Below are 23,030 nucleotides of genomic sequence, written 5' to 3'. Positions count from 1 at the left end.
CAACAAGAACAAATAAGATGCGCTCGCTACCTACTCTATCCGTCACGAAGCCTCAAAAGCCTTTCGTCCCGAGATGGAGTTTTATAGCGAGCGCAAAGATCGTTCTATTTTTTGATGTGGTGAGATTTCGTTCAATAAGAGTCACTATTTCCCAAACAGTGCCCCTGCATTCTAGCTAAGGCTTCGCTGTCGAAACAGCCGCTCCAAGCTCGTCCTTGTATACCTTGCCGCCCTTCATCACAAAGCTCACATGCTCCAGCACTTCAATGCGATCCAGGGGATTCGCCATGACTGCAATCAAATCCGCGTACTTGCCGCTTTCAAGCGTGCCCACATCCTTGGAGCGATCAATCAGATCCGCAGCACTCGAAGTCGCAGCATGGATCGCACCCGCCGGAGTCATGCCAAACTTGACCATGTAGTGAAACTGCTTCGCATTATCCCCATGCGGATAAACGCCCGCATCCGTGCCAAACGAAATCTTCACACCGGCAGCAACTGCCTTCGCGAAGTTTTCGCGTTGCAGCTTGCCAATCATCTTCTCTTTATTAATCATCTCCTGCGGCAATCCAAATTCCCCAGCCTTACCCAGGATGTAGTCGTCGTTATAAATATCAGCATCAAGATACGTCCCATGCTCCTTCATCATCTGGATGCCCTCGGCATCGATCAGGCTGCCGTGTTCAATCGAGTCAATACCGGCACGAATCGCATCCTTGATGCCCTGCGTTCCATGCGCATGAGCAGCAATCTTGCGACCCGCGCGATGCGCCTCGTCAGCAGCAACCTTGAGTTCTTCATAAGTGAACTGCTCCGCGCCCGGCTTGTCCCCCGCCGATAACACGCCGCCTGTCGCGAGAATCTTGATCACATCCACGCCATACTTCACCTGTTCGCGAACAACTCTACGCACTTCATCAGGACCATCTGCAATGGCATAGTCCTTTTCCGCCGGATACATGCTGTTGCTGACCGCAGGCGCAAAGCCGTTCATATCCCCATGCCCGCCGGTAATCGAGATACCCGGACCACTCGCGACAACGCGAGGCCCGGGAATAAATCCTGAATCAATAGCCTTGCGCAGATCAACTGCGAAGAATGGCTGCGAACCCACATCACGCACGCTCGTGAACCCCGCCAGCAAAGTCTTGTTCGCATTCACCACGCCATTAAAACTGCCCATGAATGGCGTAAAACGCACCTCGTTGATCGGATCATACTGATCCGCGCGCACTTCAAGATGTGTATGGCAATCGATTAATCCCGGCAACACCCAGTCTTTGGAGAGATCAACCACAGTTGCTCCCGCAGGAATCGTGACTTCAGACGCAGCAGCCACACGCGTAAGACGCTCTCCTTCAACTACCAGCACAACATCATCTCGCAGCTTGTCTGACGTGGCGTCGAAGAGATGACCTGCCTTGATGTACACCGTTGGCACGGGCTTTGCGGCTGGCGCAGATGTCTGTGCAACCGCATAAATAGCGCTGGCAACGCTGCATACAAAAACGGCAGTAAAGAAAAGCCGGAGAGAACGCGGCAATGAGGAAAGAGTCAATGTTGTGCTCCTGGGTATGAACTGAATGGGACTATTGAATCACTGCCAATGTATCGCATCCATCTGCCATGACGAATCCCTGGCATGACGAATCGCGCGTCCCAAAACAGTATCATCCAAATAAGCTGCCCTGATCCGGCGTTGGCGCAGCGACAGGCTCGGCAACCGGTTTCGCAGCATTAACCTCCAGCGGGACTACCGGAGCCTCATCCGTGACCGGCAGATTCACCGGTGGATTCGGCTGCGCGGACATAAGCTCGCGAAGCGGAAAGACCGCGCCTTCCCATTTGCGCCCACGACGGCGGCCCAGCACAAGCGCCTCTTCCGCATCCGGACTGGCAACGACCAAACTGCCCTGTTCATCCCATATCGCGCTGCGGCCTGCCGATGTCCAGCCTTCCGTACAGTCGCCTGCCCAACCTTCCGTAGGAGCAGAGTGATTCGCCATCAACACAGTCATCGCATGGGCCTTCGCATAGCCTCGCAAACGCGCTGCATCCAGCTCATACCCGGTGGCGCTCACAAGCATGCTCGCCGCATACACACTCGCTTTATTCGCTGCTGCATTGGCAGCGTGGCCAGGCTCTGAAATATCAGTAGAGATAGCCATCGCCAGCACGATGCGCCCCAGGTGCAGGATCGGCCCACCTTGCCCCGCCGTGAATATCTCCCGCTCTGCGCCATGCAGATAACGCTTCGTGTAGACCGCCACATGCCCATCCGGCAAAAATGCAAATTCGCCGATATGCAGATCATTCAAGCCAAACCGCACCGGCGCGCCCGCAACGATCGTCATGGACGACTCTTTCGCAATCGCCCGCAATGGATCGAGCACTGCCGAGTGAGGATTCACCACCAGTTCATCGGCGCGAGCAATCTCATAGCCCGTAAGCGATAGCTCGGGAAAAACCAGCAGTTGAACGCCCAGCGTGGCTGCGGTTGCCGCAAAGCGCAGATGCCGTTCGAGGTTTCCCTCCAGGTCTCCGGCAAGAGCTGCATATTGGGCTGCTGCAATGATGCGCGCCATATCTGCTAACCTGCCAGCCGCGCGAAACTCTCGCGAGCCAGTTTGGCCAGGGCCTGCGTGAGGATCGGCGAATCGTTCAACGACTCCGGGCGCTCCAGACGAATTCCCAGCTTCGCAGCGTGTTCACGAAAGGCAATATCAATGTCATAAAGAATCTCGACGTGATCGCAGAGGAAACCAATCGGCTGCACAAGAACCGTCTTGACGCCCTCCGCTGCCAACGCATCCAGCGTCGCTTCCACTCCAGGCCCAATCCACGGACCACCACTGGCACCCTGGCTCTGAAAAGCGAAATACCATGCGGTAATTTCAGGAATACGCTCAGCTACCAACTCCGCAGTATGCTTCGCCTCAACCGCGTATGGATCGGGCGTTGGAACTGCTCCCGTCGTAGGCCATAGAACCGGCTGCCCCTCTGAAACCACGGGAGTCTGAATCGTCCGGCAAGGAACACTATGTGCCGTGAAAATCACGGCAACCGACTGGCCAGTTTCACGCGATAACTGCTGATGAACGCCACGAAGACGATCCGCGAAAGCATCGGCCAACAAAGGCTCATCCGCCCAGCCCTCGATGAAGTCGACTTTGATACCAGCAGCCTCCGCCAATACAGCACGGCGATAAAGGCCCACAGAAGTACGCGAGTTCTGCGGAGCAAGGCAGATAGCCGCGATTTCATCCACGCCGTCAGCCCGCATCTGCTTTACTACATCCGCAATATAAGGCCGCCAGTTGCGCATGCCCACATACACCGCAGCACCAATCTCTGCCTGCAATAACGCGCCCTGCTGCAGCGTGAGATCCGTAAGCGGGCTGTGGCCTTTCGGCTCACCGATCAGCGAATAACGATGCTGTATCTCCTCAATGACGTGCTGCGGCATAGGGCGGCCGCTCACAACATTGCGCAGGTACTCCGGTATCTCATCGAGACTACCCGCAGTTCCATGCGCAAGGAGAAGAACCGCTCGCTTAGCCAAGCGGCACCTCAGGTATCTCATTCTTGACTTCAAGACGAGCATACTTCGGCGAGTGCTGCTTCACCATCTTCACCACCGCCTGCACGCTCTCTACCGGAGTACCGGGAACAATCCCATGCCCCAGGTTGAAGATGTGTCCAGGCCTGCCCGCCGCCTGGGCCAGAATCTGCTTCACGCGCGTTTCCAGCACCGGCTCAGGAGCAAAAAGCGTGATCGGATCGAGATTCCCCTGCACCGCGCAACCATAGCCCAACGATTTCCATCCCTCATCCAGCGGCGTACGCCAGTCAAGGCCAACTACATCCGCGCCAGTCTCACGCATCGCAGGCAACAGGCTGGCCGTATCCACACCAAAGTAGATCACCGGAACACCCAACTCCTGCACCGCACGAACGAGCCGCTTGGTCACCGGCAAAACATAATCGCGATAATCCTCGACCCCAAGCGAACCAACCCAGCTATCGAAAATCTGGATCACATCCGCACCCGCATCGACCTGCTGCTTGCAGAAGGCGACAAGCACCGTCACCAGCTTATCCAGCAGCTTCTGCCAGGCATACGGCTCCGAATACATCATCTGCTTGGTGAAAATATAATTGCGCGAACTACCACCCTCGATCATGTAGCTCGCCAGCGTAAACGGCGCTCCACAAAAGCCGATAATCCCCATCCGGTCGCCAAAATGCGCAGCCACTTTTTCGATGGCCTGGCCTACATATTCAAGCGCCCCGGCGCGATCCGTGCGCAGGCGATCAATCGCCTCTGCACTCCGCAGCGGATGATGCACCAACGGACCCTCGCCCGCAACAAATTCGAAATCGAGGCCCATCGGTTCGAGCGGCAGCAACAGATCGGCAAAGATAATCGCCGCATCCACACCCAGCTTTTCCGCCGCAGTGATCGTCACCTCAGATGCCAGATCCGGGCGCTTGCAGATCTCAACCAGCGTGTGATGTTTGCGAACTTCGCGGTACTCCGCCATGTAGCGCCCTGCCTGGCGCAGAAACCATACCGGTGGGCGGTCCGTAGGCTTACGTAGGCAGGCGCGAAGAAAACGACTGCCGCCTGTCATATCCAACGGAATATCTGGGGTATCAATCAAAGAAGTCATACTCCATTCATTTTAGATGTTGCGTATCAACTCGGTCAGTACAAGCCAGCCAGCACAGGGCATTTAAACATCGCATTGCTTTTCTCGCGATCATTCCCAACGCAAATCCACCCTCCCTCGCCGGAAATAGCGCAAAAAAGCCTGAGCCCCGTTCGAGACTCAGGCCTGGTGCAAGTAAAGAAGCGTTATCGGTCGCCGTAATTCTGGTCCATCCACTGGCGATACGCACCGGAGGTCACCTCTTCCACCCACGCCTGATTGTCCAGGTACCAGCGAACAGTCTTGCGTAACCCCGTGGCAAAGGTCTCCTTGGGCCTCCACCCAAGCTCACGCTCTGCCTTGGTCGCGTTGATCGCGTAGCGGCGATCATGGCCCGGGCGGTCCGTAACAGAAATCATCAGATCTGCATGCGGACGATGCGGCGAATCCGGCAGGAACTCATCAAGCAATGCACAAAGCAACTTGACCGTATCCAGGTTGGCCTGCTCATTCCAGCCGCCGATATTGTAAGTCTGTCCAGGAACGCCCTTCTCCAGCGCAACCCGCAGCGCGGCAACATGGTCGCCGACATAAAGCCAATCGCGCACCTGCATACCATCGCCATAAATCGGCAGAGGCTCGCCTGCAATAGCGCGAGTCAAAATAAGCGGCAGCAGCTTCTCCGGAAACTGCAATGGACCATAGTTATTGGAGCAGTTGGTCACAATAGCCGGAAATCCATAGCTCTTGCCCCAGGCTCGCACAAGCAAATCGCTCGACGCCTTCGAAGCAGCATAAGGACTATTCGGGCGAAATGGAAAAGTCTCCTCGAACGGCGCATCGCCCGGCTTTAGCGATCCAAAAACCTCGTCCGTCGAGACATGAAGAAAACGAAATTTAGCGCAATCATCCGCGTCCAGCTTATCGAGATAAGCGCGCGACGCTTCGAGCAAAACAAATGTCCCATTGATATTGGTATTGAGAAATTCTCCCGGCCCGATCAGCGAACGATCCACATGGCTCTCGGCCGCCAGATGCACAATAGCGCGCGGTGAAAACTCCGCCAGCAGCTTGTCGATCAGCTCACGATCCTGAATATCGCCGCGCACAAACGTGTAACCCGGCCTGTCCGCGACAGGCAGCAGATTGCGCAGATTTCCAGCGTAGGTAAGCTTGTCCAGATTGACCAGCGGCGTACCGACAGTTTCAAACCAGTCCAGGACGAAATGCGAGCCAATGAATCCAGCTCCACCAGTTACAAGAATGGGACTTTCGTGTGTAAGCATCCACCCAAGTGTACCCGCGAGAATCTATGGAATCTATGACCGATTGGTGCTACAGCACAAAAGAACATGTTCTTAACATCAGCAGCACAAAGCACAAAAAAAACGGCCCCCGATGCGATCGGGGGCCAAGTTGCCTTGGTTCTCTCGTGTTGCGAGAGCTTGTTTGGCGGCCAAACAGCCTAGGTGGCCGGTGGCGCGGATGTGAAGCCTCGGGGTGGCTGCGACTTATTGGGGTCGCGCCGCACCAATCGCGGATGAATCTGACCGGGGGGTGGACCCATCCTTGGCCGCCAAGCTGTTTTCCATCACGCGAAGCTCAACATAGCTCTTGTGCACTGGCGTCGTATCTGTCGTATCGCCAGCCGCCGCGACTGCGGCGTTGCCCAGGGCTACGGAGTGCATCCGGTAGACGGGAATATCGTGTTGGGTTACGAGGTAGCGCTTAACCGCTGCCGCTAACCGATCGGAGCTTTGAATTCCAGCACCACCCGCAACGGGGGCGTGAGCTTCAATCTCCAGAAGATAACCTTGCTGACCTGAGACGTTCGAGGCCAACTCATCGAGCTGCTTCTTTGCATCCTCAGAAAGAACAGCAGAACCTCTGCGGAAAGGAATCGTTACAGTGTTCTTTTCGGCATATTGGTCCAGACCATTAACCGTGCCGTTCAACGTTTGAACTTTGCCGGTCGCCTGTCCGGCAACCGTGTTTGCCTGCTGAGCCTGTGTTCCAGCAGCAGTTGCTGTCTGGTTGGCCGCATCGGCAGTCGTCTGGGCCTTGTTGATACCGGCCTGCGCACGGCTGTCTACATCCTTGATATCGCGAGCATTCTTGGCATTGACTTCATCCAGCTCGTTGAGTTCACCCTTGACCGGCTCAAGGCGGCGGTCTACCCACTTTTTACGGGCAAACGGATTCACATGGCCCCAGAACCCCTCCTTCGGCGGTTCGCTCAGTTTACCTGGAGCGTTGGGGGAGGGCTGCGTTGCCGAAGGCGGGGTGCTGGTGCTGCCTGCTGCCTGCTGCGCAGACGCAGAAACACATAACGCGGATGCCAGAGCGAAAATAGCAAGCTGGCTTGGTATCAAATTTTTACTTGTTCTCAAAACTGTCATGGGAATCTCCCAAGTTCGTTTTTCTTCTCTGGAAGTAAAAACAGAGGAAGCTGGTCATGCCCGCTTGCCATAGAACATTGCAAGGCCCATGCCAAACTTGTTCAACCTACCATTAATCTTGTAAGTGTATTTTTATGTTTAACTTACAAATCAAAAACAACATCCCATCACGAAATAAAACCAAAGTCGGGAATAAGTTGAATGTACTTTTTGCAGAATCATGTAATTTTTACCAAGTAAAGGCTTACCTGGTCGGAAAATCGATAAATCTATTTCGTATCGACCTGCAAAATTCGAACTTCCGGATAGCTGCCATCCCAGTCAGTCGAGACCTTGTCAAAAATTAATCGAAAGTCCTGCTCGCCACCCGGTTTCAGCGGCGCGGCCGAAACAGGTTCCGTATCGATATACGGTTGCCGCATGCTGATCCACTTGAGCGGCACCATCTCCTTTTGCGCCACCTCGTGCGTATAGCTGCGAAAGATAACCTGCGCAACGATGCCAGTCACCGTTTTGGACCCGTGATTGGCAATGTGCCCATCCAGGTAAGTCACTTTGCCGCCCGCCAGGTTACCCGACTCACTCATCACCATATTTGTAATGGAGAGATTCACCGCATACGGATCAGGTCCAGCATTCGCAGACGCGGCAGTCGGCTTACGGTGGCCGCCAAGAACAATCATCACTCCCACGATAGCCAGAATCACGGCAGCAGCAATGCCCATCGGCAGCCAGTTGCGCTCCGTTGACTCGCTTCTGCTTTCAATCGGGGAAGCGCTTATTTCGGTCTGTGGGTCAGGCGGTATCGGAGCATTCACACCGCAGATTCTACACCGTAACGATTGATATTCCTCAACAGCCAAGGGTCGCCGCATAAGCGCAAAAATTCTCGGCCCAACAGGCAAACTCAAGTGAGCAAGCGCAATCCGCAGATGAACACCCGATGAAGAAATGCAGGAATCCGTCAATAAATATGGAGCGTATAAAACTCGACAACTTTTCAGGCATCGTACAGCTATAGCCGCGCGTCTAATTTGTATCGAGCGTGTTCATAGATGTACCCGCTAAGTTTGCGGGACTTCGTTCTATAGGCCCCTTCGGTTCTGCCAGCAAATGCGAACTGGTCATCAGACTTGTACCAATCAACCGTCAAATACCAGGGTAGCCAGCGATGCCAGCACATTATTCCGAGCAACCAGTCACGCTGACGCAACCTCCCTACGGAGAGCACAAGGCAGCGCACTATCTCTATCAACTAGCCACAGTCGTAGCGATTCTGCTTTTCCTCGTCAGTTTCTGGTCCTGCTAGGTCAGTTTCTGGTCCTGTTAGCCAGTTTTTGGCCCGGCTAGAAGACGAATCATCCGAACCGTGCCCGCCCGGCGTTCTGGCGAAAATCGCCGCCCGTCATCTCAACTCGAACACACATCTCAGCCAGCCGCGATCGCATACGCTCACCAATGCGATCTCCCAGCGTTTCTTCGCGAGTAGCGCGTTGCGCAGCAGAACCCGAGGAACCGCCCGGCGCCATGTCTGGATAGTTCGTTGTAATGATCGTCGTCCGCTTGTCGTTATACCGCGTATTCAGAATCAGCGCGACCGTATCCCATACCCAGTCCGTCGGTTTCTGCGCACCCAGTTCGTCCAAAACCAGAATCTCGGCCTCGAAGACCGGCTTCAACACATCCAGTTCCGTCGAATTGACCTGCGGGTTATAGCTATGCTGGATCTGCTTCAACAGCTCCCGATAGTCATAGAACAAGGCCTGCGCACCCTTTTCCTCAACCAGGGCCAACAACATCCCAACCGCCAGATGCGTCTTGCCGATACCGATTGCGCCCGTAAGCAGCAGCCCGCGCCCGTCCGTCTCCACCGGATAAGCCTCGACAAACCGCCGCGCCATCATCTGCGCCTGCCCCATCGATGGGTCCGCCCCGCGAAAGCTGGTTTCGTAGCTGTCCAAAGTGCAGTGCTGATAGCGCTTGGGAATCCGAGCCGCAGTCACCCGATAGCCATTGCGCAAGGCCTGCTGACACACGCAAACCCGCGCCACGCGAACGCCCGCAGCATTGATCGCCAACACCATTCCCGCCCCATCACACTTAGGGCAAACCTCTGTAGCCAACTCAACCATTGCAATCTCTTTTGATTCCGAACTCAGTTCTTGCCTTGTAGCTCTGAACTCCGCTTTTGCTTTTCTGTCCTGAACTTGCCTTGCTTTTCCGGCTGTCATTCCCGAAGGGAACCTGCTTCTCCCAAAGAAAAACGACCACCCATGAACCAGCCTAGCGCAAAATAGAGCGCACGCGTCCGGGCAGTTCCGAAAATGCCCCTCACCTCACGAAACGATCAACAAACAACAGCCTGAATCCAATTGCCATCCATGCGAATCCAAGATACACTGAGTAGATTGCAGGAAAGGTATCTCAAGTCATGCCAAAGCCAGGAATTCACCCCACATACGAAACGACGCAGGTTTACTGCTCGTGCGGAAACACATTCGATACCCGCTCCACCCACAAGGGCAAGATCGCTCTGGAAATCTGCTCCAACTGCCACCCGTTCTTCACCGGCAAACAGCGCCTGGTAGACACCGCGGGCCGCGTTGAGCGTTTCCGCCGCAAGTACGCCGAAAAGGCAACGCCTGCCGCCGCAACCAAATAAGCGCCAGCAGTCGGGCATCCAGGACAGGGCCTCCGCTGCGGCGGGGGCTTTGCTGTTGTTAGGCTTTGATTTTGCTGTGTCAGGCTTTGATTAAGATGTCAGAACGGAGCAACCCCGATGGCCGGTAAGGGCTTTACCGTGAACAAGAACTGGGACAATCCACTCGAACACGCCATGCCCGAAACGGCTCGCGTGCCCGCCGAGTTCCATATTGGCCCAGCCTCCAACGGAGTCCACGTGGCTCCGGCGACGGTGCTCGCACCCATGGTCGGCGTCACGGACACCGTTTTTCGCCGCTTCATTCGCCATGCCAGCCTGTTCACCACCGCCTCCAGCCCGACATCTCCAGAAACGGTGGATTCCGAAGTAAGCAATCAGCAATCCGGTTGCGGACTGTTGATGACCGAGTTCACCTCTGCGGACGGCCTCTCGCGCATGCGCGAGTCAAAACGCAAGCGCTATCTGACGTTTTACGATGATGAGCACCCCATCGGTGCGCAGCTTTTCGGCTCCAATGCCGAAACACTCGCCGACGCCGCTCGCATTGTTCAGGACACAGGCTTTGACACCGTCGATCTGAACCTCGGCTGCCCCGCCAAACGCGTCGTTGGCTGCAACGGCGGCAGCGGCCTGCTGCGCGATCTGCCCAAAATCGGCGAAATCTTCAAGGAAATCCGCAAAGCCGTCACCATCCCCTTCACCGTCAAATTTCGCCTCGGCTGGAACGACTCGAACATCGTCTGCGTCGAACTGGCGCGCATGGCCCAGGAAGAAGGCCTCTGCGCCGTTGCGCTCCACGCACGCACCCGCGAGCAGGGCTACACCGGCCAGGCCCGCTGGGAGTGGATCGCCGCCGTCAAAGATGCCGTCACAATTCCCGTCATCGGCAACGGAGATATCCGCACGCCGGAAGACGCTGCCGCCATGGTCGCCCAGACCGGCTGCGATGCGGTAATGATTGGCCGCGCCGCCCCGTCGAATCCCTGGATCTTCCGGCAGATTGCCGAATACACCGCGACCGGCGCATACGCCAGGCCAACCGAGGCCGACCGCTATCGCATGATCCGTACATACTTTCAAATGCTGATTGAGGACGCAGAAGCCAGCCAGTCCCTGCCCCGCGATGCACGCCACGGCGAAACCGCAGGCAAGATGAAGCAGTTCGCGTCATGGTTCACCCACGGAGTAGCTGGCGGGTCGAAACTCCGCCAGCAGATCTTCATGTCCAAAACAGGCAAAGCCGTCCTCGAAGCAGTAGATGAGTTCTTCGACGCCCGTCTGAACGCCACCCATGAAGAAGCGATCTTAGACAGCGACTACTTCCCCGAAGATGCCCTAGCCGAGTCAGCGCTTAGCTGCGCCGACTGATTCACCGCTGACCGTCTCACAGCTTCCATAAAGAAAAAGGGTGCTCGACAACATCATCGAGCACCCCACCCTTATCAGCCCTCGCACCTCAGCCTTTTGCCCCTACCGAACAAGCTCTGAAGTAACCTCAATCTCCTCACGCCGCGCACCACCCGGTAAATCAAGCGTTCCCAGAACGAGCGGCTTGCCTTGCGTCAAGGTAGACGTACCCTCGAACAGAATCTGCCGTATCACCGGATCCTGGGCCCAGATACCAGACTTATCCTCCGCAGCACTCGACTGCTCCAGTTTCGTACGCAGCCGCACCCCATCCACAGACTCCTCCACGGACGCTTCGATATTCATCCCAATGTCGATATATTGCACCTGCGAACTCTGCGCAGGTGCATTCTCGCCATAAGTCCCGGTAACGATCGGCACACGGCTGCCTTGCTTCAGCGTTGTTCGCGCACCGGCAATCACCACTATCTCAAAGTGATGAGGATCGGCTCGCTTGCCATTCTCTATCTCGGTGATCGTATAGGTGAGGCGGTAAGTTTTTCTCGTCCGGTTAAGATCCGATACGATCTTCTGCGCCACCTGCATATCTTCAGCATTCGCGCGTATGGTGATGGCGCTCTGCGATGGAACGTAGTAAATTTTCGCTCCCGGAAGCATGTTGCGCAGCGCAGTCTGAATCTCGTTCGCATCATTGACCTGCGTAATATTCGTGAGGTAAATGATCTGATAACTCTCTACCGGCTTCGCTTCCGCAGGCTTGAGCTCTGTAGTTTGTGCCCGCAAAACTCCGCTTGATACAAAGAGCACAAGGGCCAGCGAAAGCCCAGAAAAAACACGGGCAGAGCCTATGCTCCGCCTGACAGGCGCATCATGATTCAATCGCATCTTTACCTCCAAAATTATGCATTCAAAAAGAGCACTTCCCAGCGACTCGATTGGTGCCCATTGACTTTCAAACGGCGACTTCTAATCAGACAGACGCTTGGAGCCCGCCTACGCTCGACAATATTTTTGCGGCCTGTAACTACGCTCTAAGCGAAGCAACCCTCAGCTCCACGAAACAGCCCTGAAGGGCGCATGATTCACTTAGCTCCAAAATTCGCCAATAACATGCGATTCTGTGCTAATCTCCGATCTCATAAGGCTCTGCCTTGTTAGTCGCGGTCCAGTTAGTCTCTGCCTTGTTAGCCCCTCTGCGTTATGAGTCCCCGTATGGAGCGCCAATGCTCAAGCTATCCATCTCGCGCGTAGTTCTCCCGCTGATTGCGTCTCTCGCTCTCACCGCAGCAGCCAGCGCGGCCACGCATCCAGACTCCGATACTTCATCGGCCGCCAATGCGCCGTCTGATCAAAAATGGAATGAAGCTACCGCGGCCAGCTATCTCGACAGTCGCGAAGTTTGGTGGCAGGCATGGCCACACGCGCAAAAGGATCACGACACCGTCTGCGTCTCATGCCACACACAGGTCCCGTATGCATTGGCGCGGCCCGCCTTGCGCGAACAGTTAGGAGAGCAACACCTGTCCGATCCCGAACGCGTAATGCTCGACAGCATCATCAAGCGCGTCAACTTAGGCAAGGAAGCGACAACCTTCTACACCGACGCAGAGCACGGCCCCGGCAAAACCAAAGAAGCGCGCAACGCTGAAGCAGTCAATAACGCTGTGATTCTCGTCGCATACGACGCGCAGCAAGGGCACTTGCAGCCCGTTACTCGCAAAGCATTTGAGAGCATGTGGACATCGCAGGAACAGACCGGCGCAAAGGCCGGTGCGTGGATCTGGCAGGACTTTCACTTCTCTCCCTGGGAAGCACCAGAGAGCGAATACAACGGCGCAGCAATGGCCGCGCTCGCCGTCGGCATGGCTCCCGATAACTATCGGAATGACCCTAAGATTCAACGCAATCTAACTTTGTTGCGCGGATATCTTCACCGCGAAGCGGCAGCTCAACCACTCATCAATCGCATCACGCTGCTGTGGGCATCTTCAAAACTGCCCGGCCTGATGACCGATCCCGAACGCGCCGCACTGGCAAAAGAGCTTTACACAAAGCAGCACGAGGACGGCGGCTGGAGCCTCACAGACCTGGGACAAGGCACCTGGAAGCGCCACGATAACACCCCCTTTGACCTGCGCAGCGACGGTTACGCGACAGGCATCATCGTGCTTGCGCTCGAAGAAAACGGTATGGGAAAGACTGTCGAATCCAGGCGCGGACTATCGTGGATACTGGCCAATCAGAACAAAGCCGAGGGCCAGTGGCCTGCCTGGTCAGTCAACGTAAAGCGCGATCCCAACTCCGACATTGGAAAATTCATGAGCGATGCAGCCACCGGCTTTTCCGTACTGGCATTGGAAAAGAGCCGCTAAAACATTTTCCCTGATAGGCAAAATACTCTAAGCACCATGCTTGCGAAAGACCACCTTCAGCTCACGACGCCAGTGTTCGCTGACTGCGATCAACTCCCAGTCCACCTCATGCGATAAGTAACGCAGCACAATTTCATTCGACGGATGAATGCGCAGCGCAGGCGCAACCAGCAGCAGTTTAGGCGAACGATTCGCTAACTCGGCTCCCGCAAAATATCCCTGCCGTTCGAATGCGCTAACTTCGCGATTGCCAACAATAGCCCGGTCCGCATTCAGCGCGCGAACGCGAATCCAATAGTCCAACCCCTGCAGCGGAAGCTGCATATCTTCGTCTGCCTTTACTTCGATGATGGTCAGGCGGCCATTGCGATCGATAGTCAACAGGTCGAGCATGCCGCGTTCCCCTGTAGTAATCGCCGGCACCTGCGAATAAAGAAACTCACCGCGCAGCGCAGGAAGCAACTCCGCAATCGACATGCGCATGCGCGATTCAAGCCATCGCTCCGGCTGCATACGAAAGAGCGAATTCGTATGCACTCCCTCCGAATGGCGGCTATCGAAGAGCTGCTCCAGCAGCTTGCGGCACAGCATTTCCGACCCATCATCGAGTACCGTTTCATTCGCGCCAGCACCAAAAACAATCTCATCCTCGCGAGCAAAAGAACGTGCAGCATTCTGACGTATACGGGCAAACTCCAGCCCATGCAGCAGCATGCCAACCTCCGCCGCGGCGCATGCGCGTAACTCGATCCGCGCATGCGCCGCCTCAGGGATCAGCTTCAGCACACGTGCCACACCAGCCTGGGCGCGTTCGATAGCTGCCTGCGCATCAAAGGCGTGCACCAGCCGTGAGTCCATATTGCCAACATCGCGAAAGTCTATCGCGACAAGCTCTTCCGACCGTTCATCCAGCGTGAAGAGTTGAAAGCTCGCTACACCATGATTGAGCCACACCATGCGCTCCGCAGTAGTTCGCCACGCGCCCGCTGGCACGATAATCCTGAGCCCGCCAAAGTGGCGACCGCGCCCAGCCTTGCCCACACTGTGTTCGCGACAATGATCCAGCCACAGCAGGCCAGGAGTCAGCACTCCATCGACCATCGCAGACGACTCCGAAACACCGATGCCGACAACTGCCTCAGCCATCGTAGCCATCGTTCCGCGCACCAACACCCCGCGAACATAAGCTGGACCAAAGCTGTGCTCAAGATCGGTAGCCGAACGAAATCCATCCGGCTTCCATTCCGGAAAGTTTCGCAGCAGCACTCGCTCCAGCAGCCGCATGTACTGGCGGCGAGCCGCATCCCGAGCAGTCGGCGTGCGGCGATCGCTGCTCGGAACCAGTTCCAGAGCAACCGGCTTGGGAGCACCCATACGCCGCGTCAGCAGCCGCAGAGAACCCGCCCGTCGCTGACTGCTGATCACCGAGCGAACAACATTGCGCTCCTCGCTCCAGAACTGCAATACGCAGCGGCCATGAGCCTCCGCGACGGAGTAGCGCGCATACCGCAGATCAAAAAGCACGCGCCCATCTTCGAGCACCGCAGCCGCCGCATGGTCCGCCAGGTATGCCTCAATGGCCGCAACCAGGGCCGTAGCGGACGCAGGCTCACCCTCGCTGCTTACGGGCATGACGACGGCCATAACGCGAACTACCAGCCCATCCGGCTGCGCAGGCCGTTGATGTGGCCCACGTGATGACGGCTATGCCAGTCGTACATCGCCAGCGCATGAGCCAGCGTCATACTTCCATAAATCGGATGAGTAAAACCGAGCTCAAACTGCTCTTCCGTCATCGACTCCAGCAGCGCAACCCACCGGGCATGCACCGCGGTAGCAAGGTCCAGCGAAACCTGCACCGGCATCTTCGAATCAGGCAAATTCGCCCAGGCCTCCTGGTCATAAGCCTTGATAGTCGGCCAATTCTCAGTGAGAGCCAGCTTGAACCGTATGTACGAATTCAAATGGCTGTCAGCCAGATGATGCACCACCTGGCGCACCGTCCAGCCGCCGTCGCGATAAGGTGTGTCGAGCTGTGAGTCGTCCAGGCCATCGACCGCAGCCGTAAGCAGTCGCGGCAACTGCCTCAGCACATCGATGGCGGCAGTGAAATCAGCATAAGTTTTACTCGCAGGCGCACTGAAGCGGCCAACCGGATAGCGCAAGTCCGTAGAAAGTGTCATTGGGGCAAAGCTATCAGATTTGTAGGCAGTCGATAAAGCAGGGAGCTATAAGCAAATCTGCAAATGGCAAGAGCCCCGAAGCTGTTCGCTCCCGGGGCTCTACGCCACGTATATCACACGGCTGAGTATGCGTTAGGCCGCGCGGTGATGAGGGTGGTGATGGCGACGATGATGATGGTGTCTGCCCGCTGCAAAAGCAGGGCTTGCGCAAACCAGCAACAGGAGAGTGGCAACGAGTAACTTCTTCATGCTAGGAGCGTAGCATGATTCCACCCGCAAATTCCTTACGGAATACACAGGTATCAAGAGCGCTACGCCTCGGGGCTGGGATCATTGGAATTACGCAGACTCCGCGCCTAATTTTAATGAATCGGGCACCTGCCGCTTTATCCCGTAGCCTTACCCAGCCGCCTGCCAATCAACAGCAAATCGGTGAATTGTTGCTCTCAGGCGTACACTGATAAGTACGATGAGTGCTTCTCCAATACTCGCTCCACTTCCGACCGCCAGCCACAAACGCTACTTTTTCCAGAAATTTGGAATTACAGAAAGCCTTTTGGAACGATGCCTCGGGGAAGCCCTTTCCGCAGGCGGAGACTACGCGGATCTTTACTTTGAGTCAGTTACAGCCACAGCGCTCGGTGTCGATGAGCAGATCGTCAAATCCGCCAGCCAGGGCACCAGCGCCGGATGCGGCATTCGCGTCCTCTCCGGCGAGCGCACCGGCTATGCCTACACTGACAATCTCAGCCCCGAACGCCTGATCCACGCAGCAAAGACCGCTGCGCTTATAGCCTCAGGGCCATCCAAACAGCCCATCCAGGGATTCAACGACGCACCCGTCGCCGATCTTTACCCCGTTCCGCTGGGCGGTTTTGACCTCGATCTGGCCGCAAGACTCGATCTCATCCAGCGCGCCGATCGCGCAGCGCGTGCCTTCGATCCACGCGTAATTCAGGTTCGCGCCAGCTATAGCGAAGAGCTGCGGCGCATCCTCATTGCCGGATCAGATGGAGCCTTTGCCTCCGACACCCAGCCCCTCTGCCGCCTGAACGTCTTCGTCATCGCGAAAGACGACTCGAACACCACACGCGGCTCCGGAGGCTGCGGCGGACGCGGCGGTCTGGACATCTTCGTCGGCTCCAAGAGCCCGGAAAGTCTGGCTCGCGAAGCCGCCCGCGGAGCCATCCTGCAACTCGGCGCAGTCCCCGCACCGGCAGGCGAAATGGAAGTCGTTCTCGGCCCCGGCTGGCCCGGCATCCTGCTCCACGAAGCCGTCGGTCATGGCCTCGAAGCCGATTTCAACCGCAAAAAAACCTCCGCATTCGCCGGACTCGTCGGCCAGTCTGTCGCCAGTTCCAAGGTGACCGTCGTTGATAACGGAACCATCGCTGGTCGCCGCGGCTCGCTTAACGTCGACGACGAAGGTTCGCCAACCCAGGAGACCGTGCTGATCGAAAACGGCATCCTCAAGGGCTATCTCACCGATAAGCTCTCCTCGCGGCTCACAGGCGCAGCCAACACCGGTTCCGGCCGCCGCGAGAACTATCAGTGCATCCCCATGCCGCGCATGACCAACACCTACATGCTCGCCGGCGACGACTCCCCTGAAGACATTATCCGCAGCGTTCGGCGCGGCCTCTACGCCGTCAATTTCGGCGGCGGACAGGTGGATATTACCAACGGAAAATTCGTTTTCTCAGCGTCCGAAGCCTACCTCATCGAGGATGGCAAAATCACCGCCCCAGTGAAGGACGCAACCCTGATTGGCAACGGTCCGGAGGCTCTGAAATATGTCTCCATGGTCGGCCACGATCTCAAGCTCGATGAAGGCATCGGCACCTGCGGCAAAAACGGCCAAAGCGTGCCTGTCGGAGTCGGCATGCCCACCATTAAACTCGACAAAATGACCGTCGGCGGCACCGGACGATAACACCTGAGATGCAACGCAGGATGAACCGAAAGCAGGGATATACATGGTTGAAGAAGTTGAAGTAAAGCGATGGCATGGTGCGGCCGATAGCCGCGTTTTTGGATGGCAGCGCATGCCCGTAAAAGAAGCGTTACGCCTGCAGGATGATACCTTCCGTTGTCCGGAGTGCTTGGGCAGAGTACGCCTGCGCGCCGCCGCCCCGGAAAAAGAACTGGCAGAGCGTGGCGAGCACTTCAGCAAAAACCCCGGCTGCAGCCTGGGCGATTGTTTCGCCGGAGAAAAACGGACTCACCCCAAGCCCCTGAACTAGCTCATTGCACTGGGCATTTCCAGCTTTTGCCCACTGCTCATTGAAAAAAGCCACTCCGGTTTTGACCACACCAATAGCAGCTCTCCAGGACTCCTGCCTTTCGGCATCTCAGTTGGTAGCGCCATAACTTTGGCGCTACCAACGAGATCCCAAACGAGATCTCAAACGAGATTAAGGAGACCCGTATGACCGACAACCGCGTCCTTCCCGGCGAAGCCCGCGAAGATCAGCTCACCGCTTCCATCGAAAAACACACTGCCCAGATTCCCTCCAGCGCCTACCTCGGAGCCGCTCTGGCATCTATGGCCATGTCTGCCGGTTTCAAGATCGCCAGAAAACCCGACTGGGCCTTGTTTGTCGGCCAGTGGGCCGCTCCCTTTTTGCTCTTAGGCATTTACAACAAGCTGGTTAAGCAGCATGGCTCCGACGGATTCGATAGATCAAACGGATCAAACGACTCCGAACACTCCGCACCCCACCTTTCGCACAAATAACCCGCCGCTTTTCCCCAAACCCAATCTGAACCCGGCCCAAAACCGGGTTCTTCCTTCATGTGAACTCACCGCCCAGGCTCCTCCAGCCGCATACATCCCCCCGTTTTTGATACTGTGAAGCCATGTCTGAAGTTGCCGCAACGTCCCAATCGAATTCCAAACTCGACCTGAAATCCCTGGCTGCCGAGGTTGTCGACCGCGCCATCAAAGCAGGAGCCACCGACGCTGAAGCCATCGTCAGCGAGGGAGATGAGTTCTCCGTCTCAGTCCGCATGGGCGAAGTGGAAACACTCCAGGAATCCGGTTCCCGCGGCCTTGGCCTGCGCGTCTTCAGGGGCCAGCGATCGGCTTCAGCCTCCACCAGCGACCTCACTCCGGACGGCATCGCTCAGCTCGTATCCGGCGCAATGGCATTGGCCCAGGTCACCGAAGAGGACTCCTTCGCCGGACTGCCCGATCCCGCCGACTTTGGCCAGTTGCAGGACGATCTGCACCTCTATTACGAAGACGTCTATTCCCTGCCCGCCGCCGAACGCATCGACCGCGCCAAACGCGCCGAAGCAGCAGCACTCGCAGCCGATCCCCGCATCACCAACTCCCAGGGTGGCAGCTTCGACGCGGCCACCGGCCGTCGTGTGCTCGCCAACTCGCGCGGCTTCCTCGGCCAATATCGCTCCAGCTACTGCGGTCTATCCGCTGTTCCGCTCGCAATGGATGAAAAAGGCTCCATGCAGCGCGATTCCTGGTCCAGCAGCGCTCGTCGCATCGCCGACCTTGAATCCCCCGAGTCCATCGGCAAAGAAGCTGCCCGCCGCGCCCTGCGCCATCTCGGAGCACGCCGCGTTCCCACCCAGCAGGTACCCATCGTCTTCTCGCAGGATGTATCGCGCTCTCTCATCGGCCATCTCTTCGAGGCTGCTTCCGGCGACTCCATCTGGCGCTCAGCCTCCTTCCTGGTCGGCCAGCTCGGCGAAAGCATCGCCGCCGCCAATCTCACCGTCATCGATGACCACACCATGCTTCTCCCCAACGGAGTAGGCGGTTACGGCACCTCACCCTTCGACGGCGAAGGCCTGCCCACCCGTCGCACCGTTGTCGTCGAAAATGGCATCCTGCAAACCTACCTGCTCAACACCTACACCGCCCGCAAGCTGAACATGCGCTCGACAGGCAACGCGACGCGCGGATTGGCAGGCAGCCCCGGTATCGGAGCAGGCAACCTGTACCTCGTGCCCGGCAGTCAGACTCCGGAAGAAATTCTGGCCGACATTCCCAGCGGACTATACGTCACCAGCCTCATGGGCTTCGGAGCCAATATGGTCACCGGCGACTACTCCCGCGGCGCCTCCGGCCTGTGGATAGAAAACGGCGAACTGACCTATGCCGTCGAAGAGATCACCATCGCCGGCAACCTCCGCGAGATGTTCCGCAACATCACAGCCATCGGCAACGATCTCGTTTTCCGCAGTTCTGTCGCCGCACCGACCCTGCGCGTCGACGGCATGGCCATCGCGGGAGCCTGAGAGGCTCAGCCATGCTGAATCAAACGCTCCCTTTCGACGCCGCCAACCCCGCTGAAGCGCTCCGTCAGCTACCCGCGCGCAAAGCCGCCGTCTTTGCCCTCTACGGAGCCGACGAGTCCGCCGAGCCCTACATCGGCACCACTCCCGACCTGCGCCGCCGTCTCGAACGCCTGTTGCGCCCCGCCGTCGGGCAAACCCGGCGCCTGCAACTGGTCTCACGCGTCCGCCGCATCGCCTGGCAAATCACCGGCTCTGAATTTGAATCGCTACTGCTGCAATTCTGCCTGCTGGAGCAGGCCTACGGTGCAAAAGTACTGGAACGCATGCACCTGCGCCCCCCAGCTTTCGTGCGCTTTCACGGCGGCAATCCCTATCCGCGCCTCACCATCACCAACCGCCCCAGCCTCAAAGAAAGCCAGTGGGCCTTCGGACCGTTTCCATCTCGCACCTCCGCCGAACGCTATTGCGAAGAGGTGCTCAAGCTCTTCCTCCTGCGCCGCTGCGAAGAAAATCTCGATCCCCATCCCAGCCATCCCGGCTGCGTCTACTCCGAAATGAAAAAGTGTCTCGCTCCCTGCTATCAGGGCTGCACCGACGAGCGTTATGCCGAGGAATCCGATGCCGTTCGTAGCTTCCTCGCCACGCGCGGCGAAAGCAAGCTCACCATCATCGGCCAGCAGCGCGATCACGCCTCCGAGCAAATGGAGTTTGAAGCCGCCGCCGCCCTGCACGCCCAGTTCCAGCGCGTCGAATCCGTCCGCGCCCTCGCCGCCGAAATCGTGCGTCCCCTTAGCGAACTCCGCGCCTGCTTCTTCCAGGTGTCAGCCAATCCCGAAGAAGTCTCCGTCTTTCTTTATGAGAACGGCGAACTGCGCGGCCCTGCGCCTTTTTCAACCCTCGGCATGAGAATTCAAAACGAGCAGTCCGGATCGAGTTCTCTTTTCGCCCAACCGATGGCCATTCAGCCCGTTCCCGAGAGCGAACCCCAAGGCAGCCCATCCGGCACCTCCAGCACGCCAGGCACCTCCAGCCAGCCCGGCCGAAAAGCAAATCGCGATCTCCTCGAAGCCCGCCTGGAGTCCGTCCTCGAATCCCTCGCCGCGACCCGTCCCCAGCCCAACGCAACCACCCGGCAGGGACATTTAGCGCTCGTCACTCGCTGGTATTACCGTCCCCAGCAAAAACGCATCGGCGAAATCTGTTTTCCGCATACCGGCGAAAACCAGCCCTGGCCACTGAAATCCATGCTGCGCAGCATCGGCCGCGTAGCGGCAGCCAGTCTTTCCCCTGCAAGTCTTTCCCCAGCAGGCCTTCCCCCGACGAGTCTTTGATGAAAGGCAGAGCATCATGGCCCATTTAACAATGCATGGAACGGCCCGGCAGATCGCCGCCGCGATTCTTCTTCTCTCCCCATACAGCCTCATCGCCCAGCCCCCAACGCAGCCCCAATCCCAACCCCAGCCCAGCGCCGAACGACCAAAATTCGACGCCTTCGATGTAGCCACAATCAAGCCCGTCGGCCCCGACGAAGGAAAAGGCCGCTTCATCACCATGCAGGACGCCCACCGATTCGTGGCCAAAGACTACACACTCAAGCTGCTGATTGCCGCCGCCTACGACCTCAACCCCAAAACCATCTCCGGCGGTCCAAACTGGATCGAGTCCGATCACTACAACATCGTCGCCGTCACACCGGGCGAACATCCGGGCGAAGGTCCAGGCAAAGTCCAGGGAGAAATTTCAAGCGAGATCCGGCCCACCCGCAATGAGCAGATGACTATGCTGCGGGCTCTCCTCGTCGACCGCTTCAAACTCACCTTCCATCGCGAAGCAAAGGAGTTTTCCATCTTTGAATTACAAGTAAGCAAAGATGGTCCAAAACTCAAGCCCACCGCCGCTCCCGATACGCCTCCGTCCGTAGGCCCCGGCGTAGTCTATCCGCAGCGCATCGTGCTTCCCGGACGGAACGCGACCATGGGCGAGTTCGCTTCACTGCTGCAGAGAGCCATTCTCGACCGCCCGGTCGTGGACAAGACCGGCCTTTCCGGCAGATATGATTTCGATTTCGAATGGGCCCCCGACGAAACGCAGTTCGGCGGTGATGTTCCCGTTGCCTCCGCGGACGCTCCAAGCCCACCGCTTTTTCGTGCCATCCAGGACCAACTCGGCCTCCGGCTCGTCCCAACCCATGGACCGGTAAACGCACTTGTAGTCGACAGCGCCGAACGGCCCTCCCCGAACTGACAATTTGCCTGGCATATTGCCTGACAGCCCCGCTTTCCAGAATGAAGAATGAGTGCAAGCCACCCGGCAGCCTTCTTCTGTAGAAATCCAACTCCCGCTGGCTGGTACACTTGAAATCTCTGGAACTGTGCCGAAAACAGGCCGGAAAGCGAGTCAGATACTACCCATGGTTGAACTGCTTCCATCTATCCTCTCCGCCGATTTTGCGCATCTTGCCGACGAAGTAGCCGCGGCCGAGCGAGGCGGCGGCACAGTCATTCATGTCGATGTAATGGACGGCCATTTCGTCCCCAACATCACTCTGGGGCCGCCCGTCGTAAGAAGTCTGCGCAAAGCCACCAGCCTGCCGCTCGACTGCCACCTGATGATCGACAATCCCAACGACTACATTCCCGCCTTTGCCGAAGCAGGCGCAAACTGGATCGGCGTTCATTACGAGGCCTGCCCGCATCTGCATCGCACCATCGAGCTGATTCAGAATCACGGCATGCACCCCGGAGTCGTTCTCAATCCGGCTACACGCGTCGATGTCCTGCTCGATATCCTGCCCATGCTGCACCACGTGCTCATCATGAGCGTGAATCCCGGCTTCGGCGGGCAGAATTTTATCCCTTTCTCCCTGGATAAGATCCGTAGACTAGCAGAAATCCGCCAGGAGCTCGGCTTGGCGTTTAGAATTGAAGTGGACGGCGGCGTGGCTCACGATACCATCGCCCAGGTCGTCAAAGCAGGAGCGGATCTGCTCGTGGCAGGCAGTGCCGTATTTAGCAACGGCAGCGCCGAACAGAATGCACGCGAATTGCTGGCAGTTGCGAAAATCGCATCAGGCGAAGCATAAGCAGAGTCGGCCAATCAGATCGGCAACAGGGCGGTAGAACATTCGCCCAGAC

At 57.3% G+C, this 23,030-nt stretch carries 22 protein-coding genes; 11 read left to right on the top strand and 11 right to left on the bottom strand.

Annotation, left to right across the window (positions count from 1 at the left end):
- Positions 1–175: 175 nt before the first annotated feature.
- The 7 genes from OHL19_RS04190 to OHL19_RS04160 form a co-directional block, all read right to left on the bottom strand.
- Positions 176–1,558, bottom strand: a complete 1,383-nt coding sequence (locus tag OHL19_RS04190; protein WP_263356331.1) for a Xaa-Pro dipeptidase — start codon at positions 1,556–1,558, stop codon at positions 176–178.
- 112 nt (positions 1,559–1,670) lie between these two features.
- Positions 1,671–2,585, bottom strand: coding sequence for a carbon-nitrogen hydrolase family protein (locus OHL19_RS04185; RefSeq protein ID WP_263356330.1), 915 nt, complete (start codon positions 2,583–2,585; stop codon positions 1,671–1,673).
- A 5-nt stretch (positions 2,586–2,590) separates the two neighbouring features.
- The gene (locus OHL19_RS04180) at positions 2,591–3,562 is read right to left on the bottom strand and encodes a ferrochelatase (protein ID WP_263356329.1); all 972 of its coding nucleotides are present in this window, start codon (positions 3,560–3,562) and stop codon (positions 2,591–2,593) included.
- Positions 3,555–4,673 (bottom strand): uroporphyrinogen decarboxylase, encoded by a 1,119-nt coding sequence (hemE, locus tag OHL19_RS04175; RefSeq protein WP_263356328.1) that lies wholly within the window; start codon positions 4,671–4,673, stop codon positions 3,555–3,557. The genes OHL19_RS04180 and hemE overlap by 8 nt, the downstream gene beginning before the upstream one ends.
- Before the next feature lie 185 nt (positions 4,674–4,858).
- Positions 4,859–5,938 carry a dTDP-glucose 4,6-dehydratase gene (gene rfbB / locus OHL19_RS04170; protein WP_263356327.1) on the bottom strand — a complete coding sequence of 360 codons (1,080 nt, stop codon included), beginning with the start codon at positions 5,936–5,938 and terminating at the stop codon, positions 4,859–4,861.
- Between the two features lie 225 nt (positions 5,939–6,163).
- A complete protein-coding gene (locus OHL19_RS04165) occupies positions 6,164–7,051 on the bottom strand; it encodes an OmpA family protein (RefSeq protein WP_263356326.1) in 888 nt (295 codons plus the stop codon).
- 269 nt (positions 7,052–7,320) lie between these two features.
- Complete coding sequence (locus OHL19_RS04160; protein ID WP_263356325.1) at positions 7,321–7,926, bottom strand: DUF2393 domain-containing protein; 606 nt, start codon at positions 7,924–7,926, stop codon at positions 7,321–7,323.
- Between the two features lie 296 nt (positions 7,927–8,222).
- On the opposite strand from OHL19_RS04160, the gene OHL19_RS04155 reads away from it, so the two are divergent.
- Positions 8,223–8,360, top strand: a complete 138-nt coding sequence (locus OHL19_RS04155) for a hypothetical protein (RefSeq protein WP_263356324.1) — start codon at positions 8,223–8,225, stop codon at positions 8,358–8,360.
- A gap of 49 nt (positions 8,361–8,409) precedes the next feature.
- Here the strand turns inward: OHL19_RS04155 and OHL19_RS04150 are convergent, their stop codons facing one another.
- Positions 8,410–9,183: an ATP-binding protein gene (locus OHL19_RS04150; protein ID WP_263356323.1), complete on the bottom strand. Its 774-nt coding sequence runs from the start codon at positions 9,181–9,183 to the stop codon at positions 8,410–8,412.
- A gap of 299 nt (positions 9,184–9,482) precedes the next feature.
- On the opposite strand from OHL19_RS04150, the gene rpmE reads away from it, so the two are divergent.
- Together rpmE and dusB are read left to right on the top strand one after the other, a co-directional pair.
- A complete protein-coding gene (gene rpmE, locus OHL19_RS04145; RefSeq protein WP_263356322.1) occupies positions 9,483–9,713 on the top strand; it encodes a 50S ribosomal protein L31 in 231 nt (76 codons plus the stop codon).
- A gap of 117 nt (positions 9,714–9,830) precedes the next feature.
- Complete coding sequence (gene dusB / locus OHL19_RS04140; protein WP_263356321.1) at positions 9,831–11,081, top strand: tRNA dihydrouridine synthase DusB; 1,251 nt, start codon at positions 9,831–9,833, stop codon at positions 11,079–11,081.
- Positions 11,082–11,183: 102 nt separating this feature from the next.
- Here dusB and OHL19_RS04135 read toward each other — a convergent pair whose 3' ends face one another.
- A complete protein-coding gene (locus OHL19_RS04135) occupies positions 11,184–11,966 on the bottom strand; it encodes a hypothetical protein (RefSeq protein ID WP_263356320.1) in 783 nt (260 codons plus the stop codon).
- Between the two features lie 338 nt (positions 11,967–12,304).
- Between OHL19_RS04135 and OHL19_RS04130 the strand changes: the two genes are divergently transcribed.
- The gene (locus tag OHL19_RS04130; protein WP_263356319.1) at positions 12,305–13,453 is read left to right on the top strand and encodes a hypothetical protein; all 1,149 of its coding nucleotides are present in this window, start codon (positions 12,305–12,307) and stop codon (positions 13,451–13,453) included.
- Positions 13,454–13,480: 27 nt separating this feature from the next.
- Here the strand turns inward: OHL19_RS04130 and OHL19_RS04125 are convergent, their stop codons facing one another.
- Both OHL19_RS04125 and OHL19_RS04120 read right to left on the bottom strand, forming a co-directional pair.
- On the bottom strand, positions 13,481–15,097 hold the full coding sequence (locus OHL19_RS04125) for a hypothetical protein (RefSeq protein WP_263356318.1): 1,617 nt from the start codon (positions 15,095–15,097) through the stop codon (positions 13,481–13,483).
- A gap of 8 nt (positions 15,098–15,105) precedes the next feature.
- On the bottom strand, positions 15,106–15,636 hold the full coding sequence (locus OHL19_RS04120) for a YfiT family bacillithiol transferase (RefSeq protein ID WP_263356317.1): 531 nt from the start codon (positions 15,634–15,636) through the stop codon (positions 15,106–15,108).
- A gap of 469 nt (positions 15,637–16,105) precedes the next feature.
- Here OHL19_RS04120 and tldD point away from each other — a divergent pair, with 469 nt between their 5' ends.
- The 7 genes from tldD to rpe all read left to right on the top strand — a co-directional run bounded on the left by tldD (position 16,106) and on the right by rpe (position 22,978).
- Positions 16,106–17,569, top strand: a complete 1,464-nt coding sequence (gene tldD / locus OHL19_RS04115; RefSeq protein WP_263356316.1) for a metalloprotease TldD — start codon at positions 16,106–16,108, stop codon at positions 17,567–17,569.
- 43 nt (positions 17,570–17,612) lie between these two features.
- Positions 17,613–17,879 carry a hypothetical protein gene (locus OHL19_RS04110; RefSeq protein WP_263356315.1) on the top strand — a complete coding sequence of 89 codons (267 nt, stop codon included), beginning with the start codon at positions 17,613–17,615 and terminating at the stop codon, positions 17,877–17,879.
- Between the two features lie 185 nt (positions 17,880–18,064).
- Positions 18,065–18,373 carry a hypothetical protein gene (locus OHL19_RS04105; RefSeq protein ID WP_263356314.1) on the top strand — a complete coding sequence of 103 codons (309 nt, stop codon included), beginning with the start codon at positions 18,065–18,067 and terminating at the stop codon, positions 18,371–18,373.
- Positions 18,374–18,495: 122 nt separating this feature from the next.
- Positions 18,496–19,896, top strand: coding sequence for a TldD/PmbA family protein (locus tag OHL19_RS04100; protein WP_263356313.1), 1,401 nt, complete (start codon positions 18,496–18,498; stop codon positions 19,894–19,896).
- A gap of 11 nt (positions 19,897–19,907) precedes the next feature.
- A complete protein-coding gene (locus OHL19_RS04095) occupies positions 19,908–21,227 on the top strand; it encodes an excinuclease ABC subunit UvrC (RefSeq protein WP_263356312.1) in 1,320 nt (439 codons plus the stop codon).
- 16 nt (positions 21,228–21,243) lie between these two features.
- A complete protein-coding gene (locus OHL19_RS04090; protein WP_263356311.1) occupies positions 21,244–22,140 on the top strand; it encodes a TIGR03435 family protein in 897 nt (298 codons plus the stop codon).
- Positions 22,141–22,306: 166 nt separating this feature from the next.
- On the top strand, positions 22,307–22,978 hold the full coding sequence (rpe, locus tag OHL19_RS04085) for a ribulose-phosphate 3-epimerase (RefSeq protein ID WP_263356310.1): 672 nt from the start codon (positions 22,307–22,309) through the stop codon (positions 22,976–22,978).
- Positions 22,979–23,030 lie beyond the last annotated feature (52 nt).

The sequence above is a fragment of the Acidicapsa ligni genome (assembly GCF_025685655.1).
Taxonomy (GTDB): Bacteria; Acidobacteriota; Terriglobia; order Terriglobales; family Acidobacteriaceae; genus Acidicapsa; species Acidicapsa ligni.
Note: the sequence above shows the minus strand (reverse complement) of the source record. Positions and strands in the feature narration are given on the sequence as shown.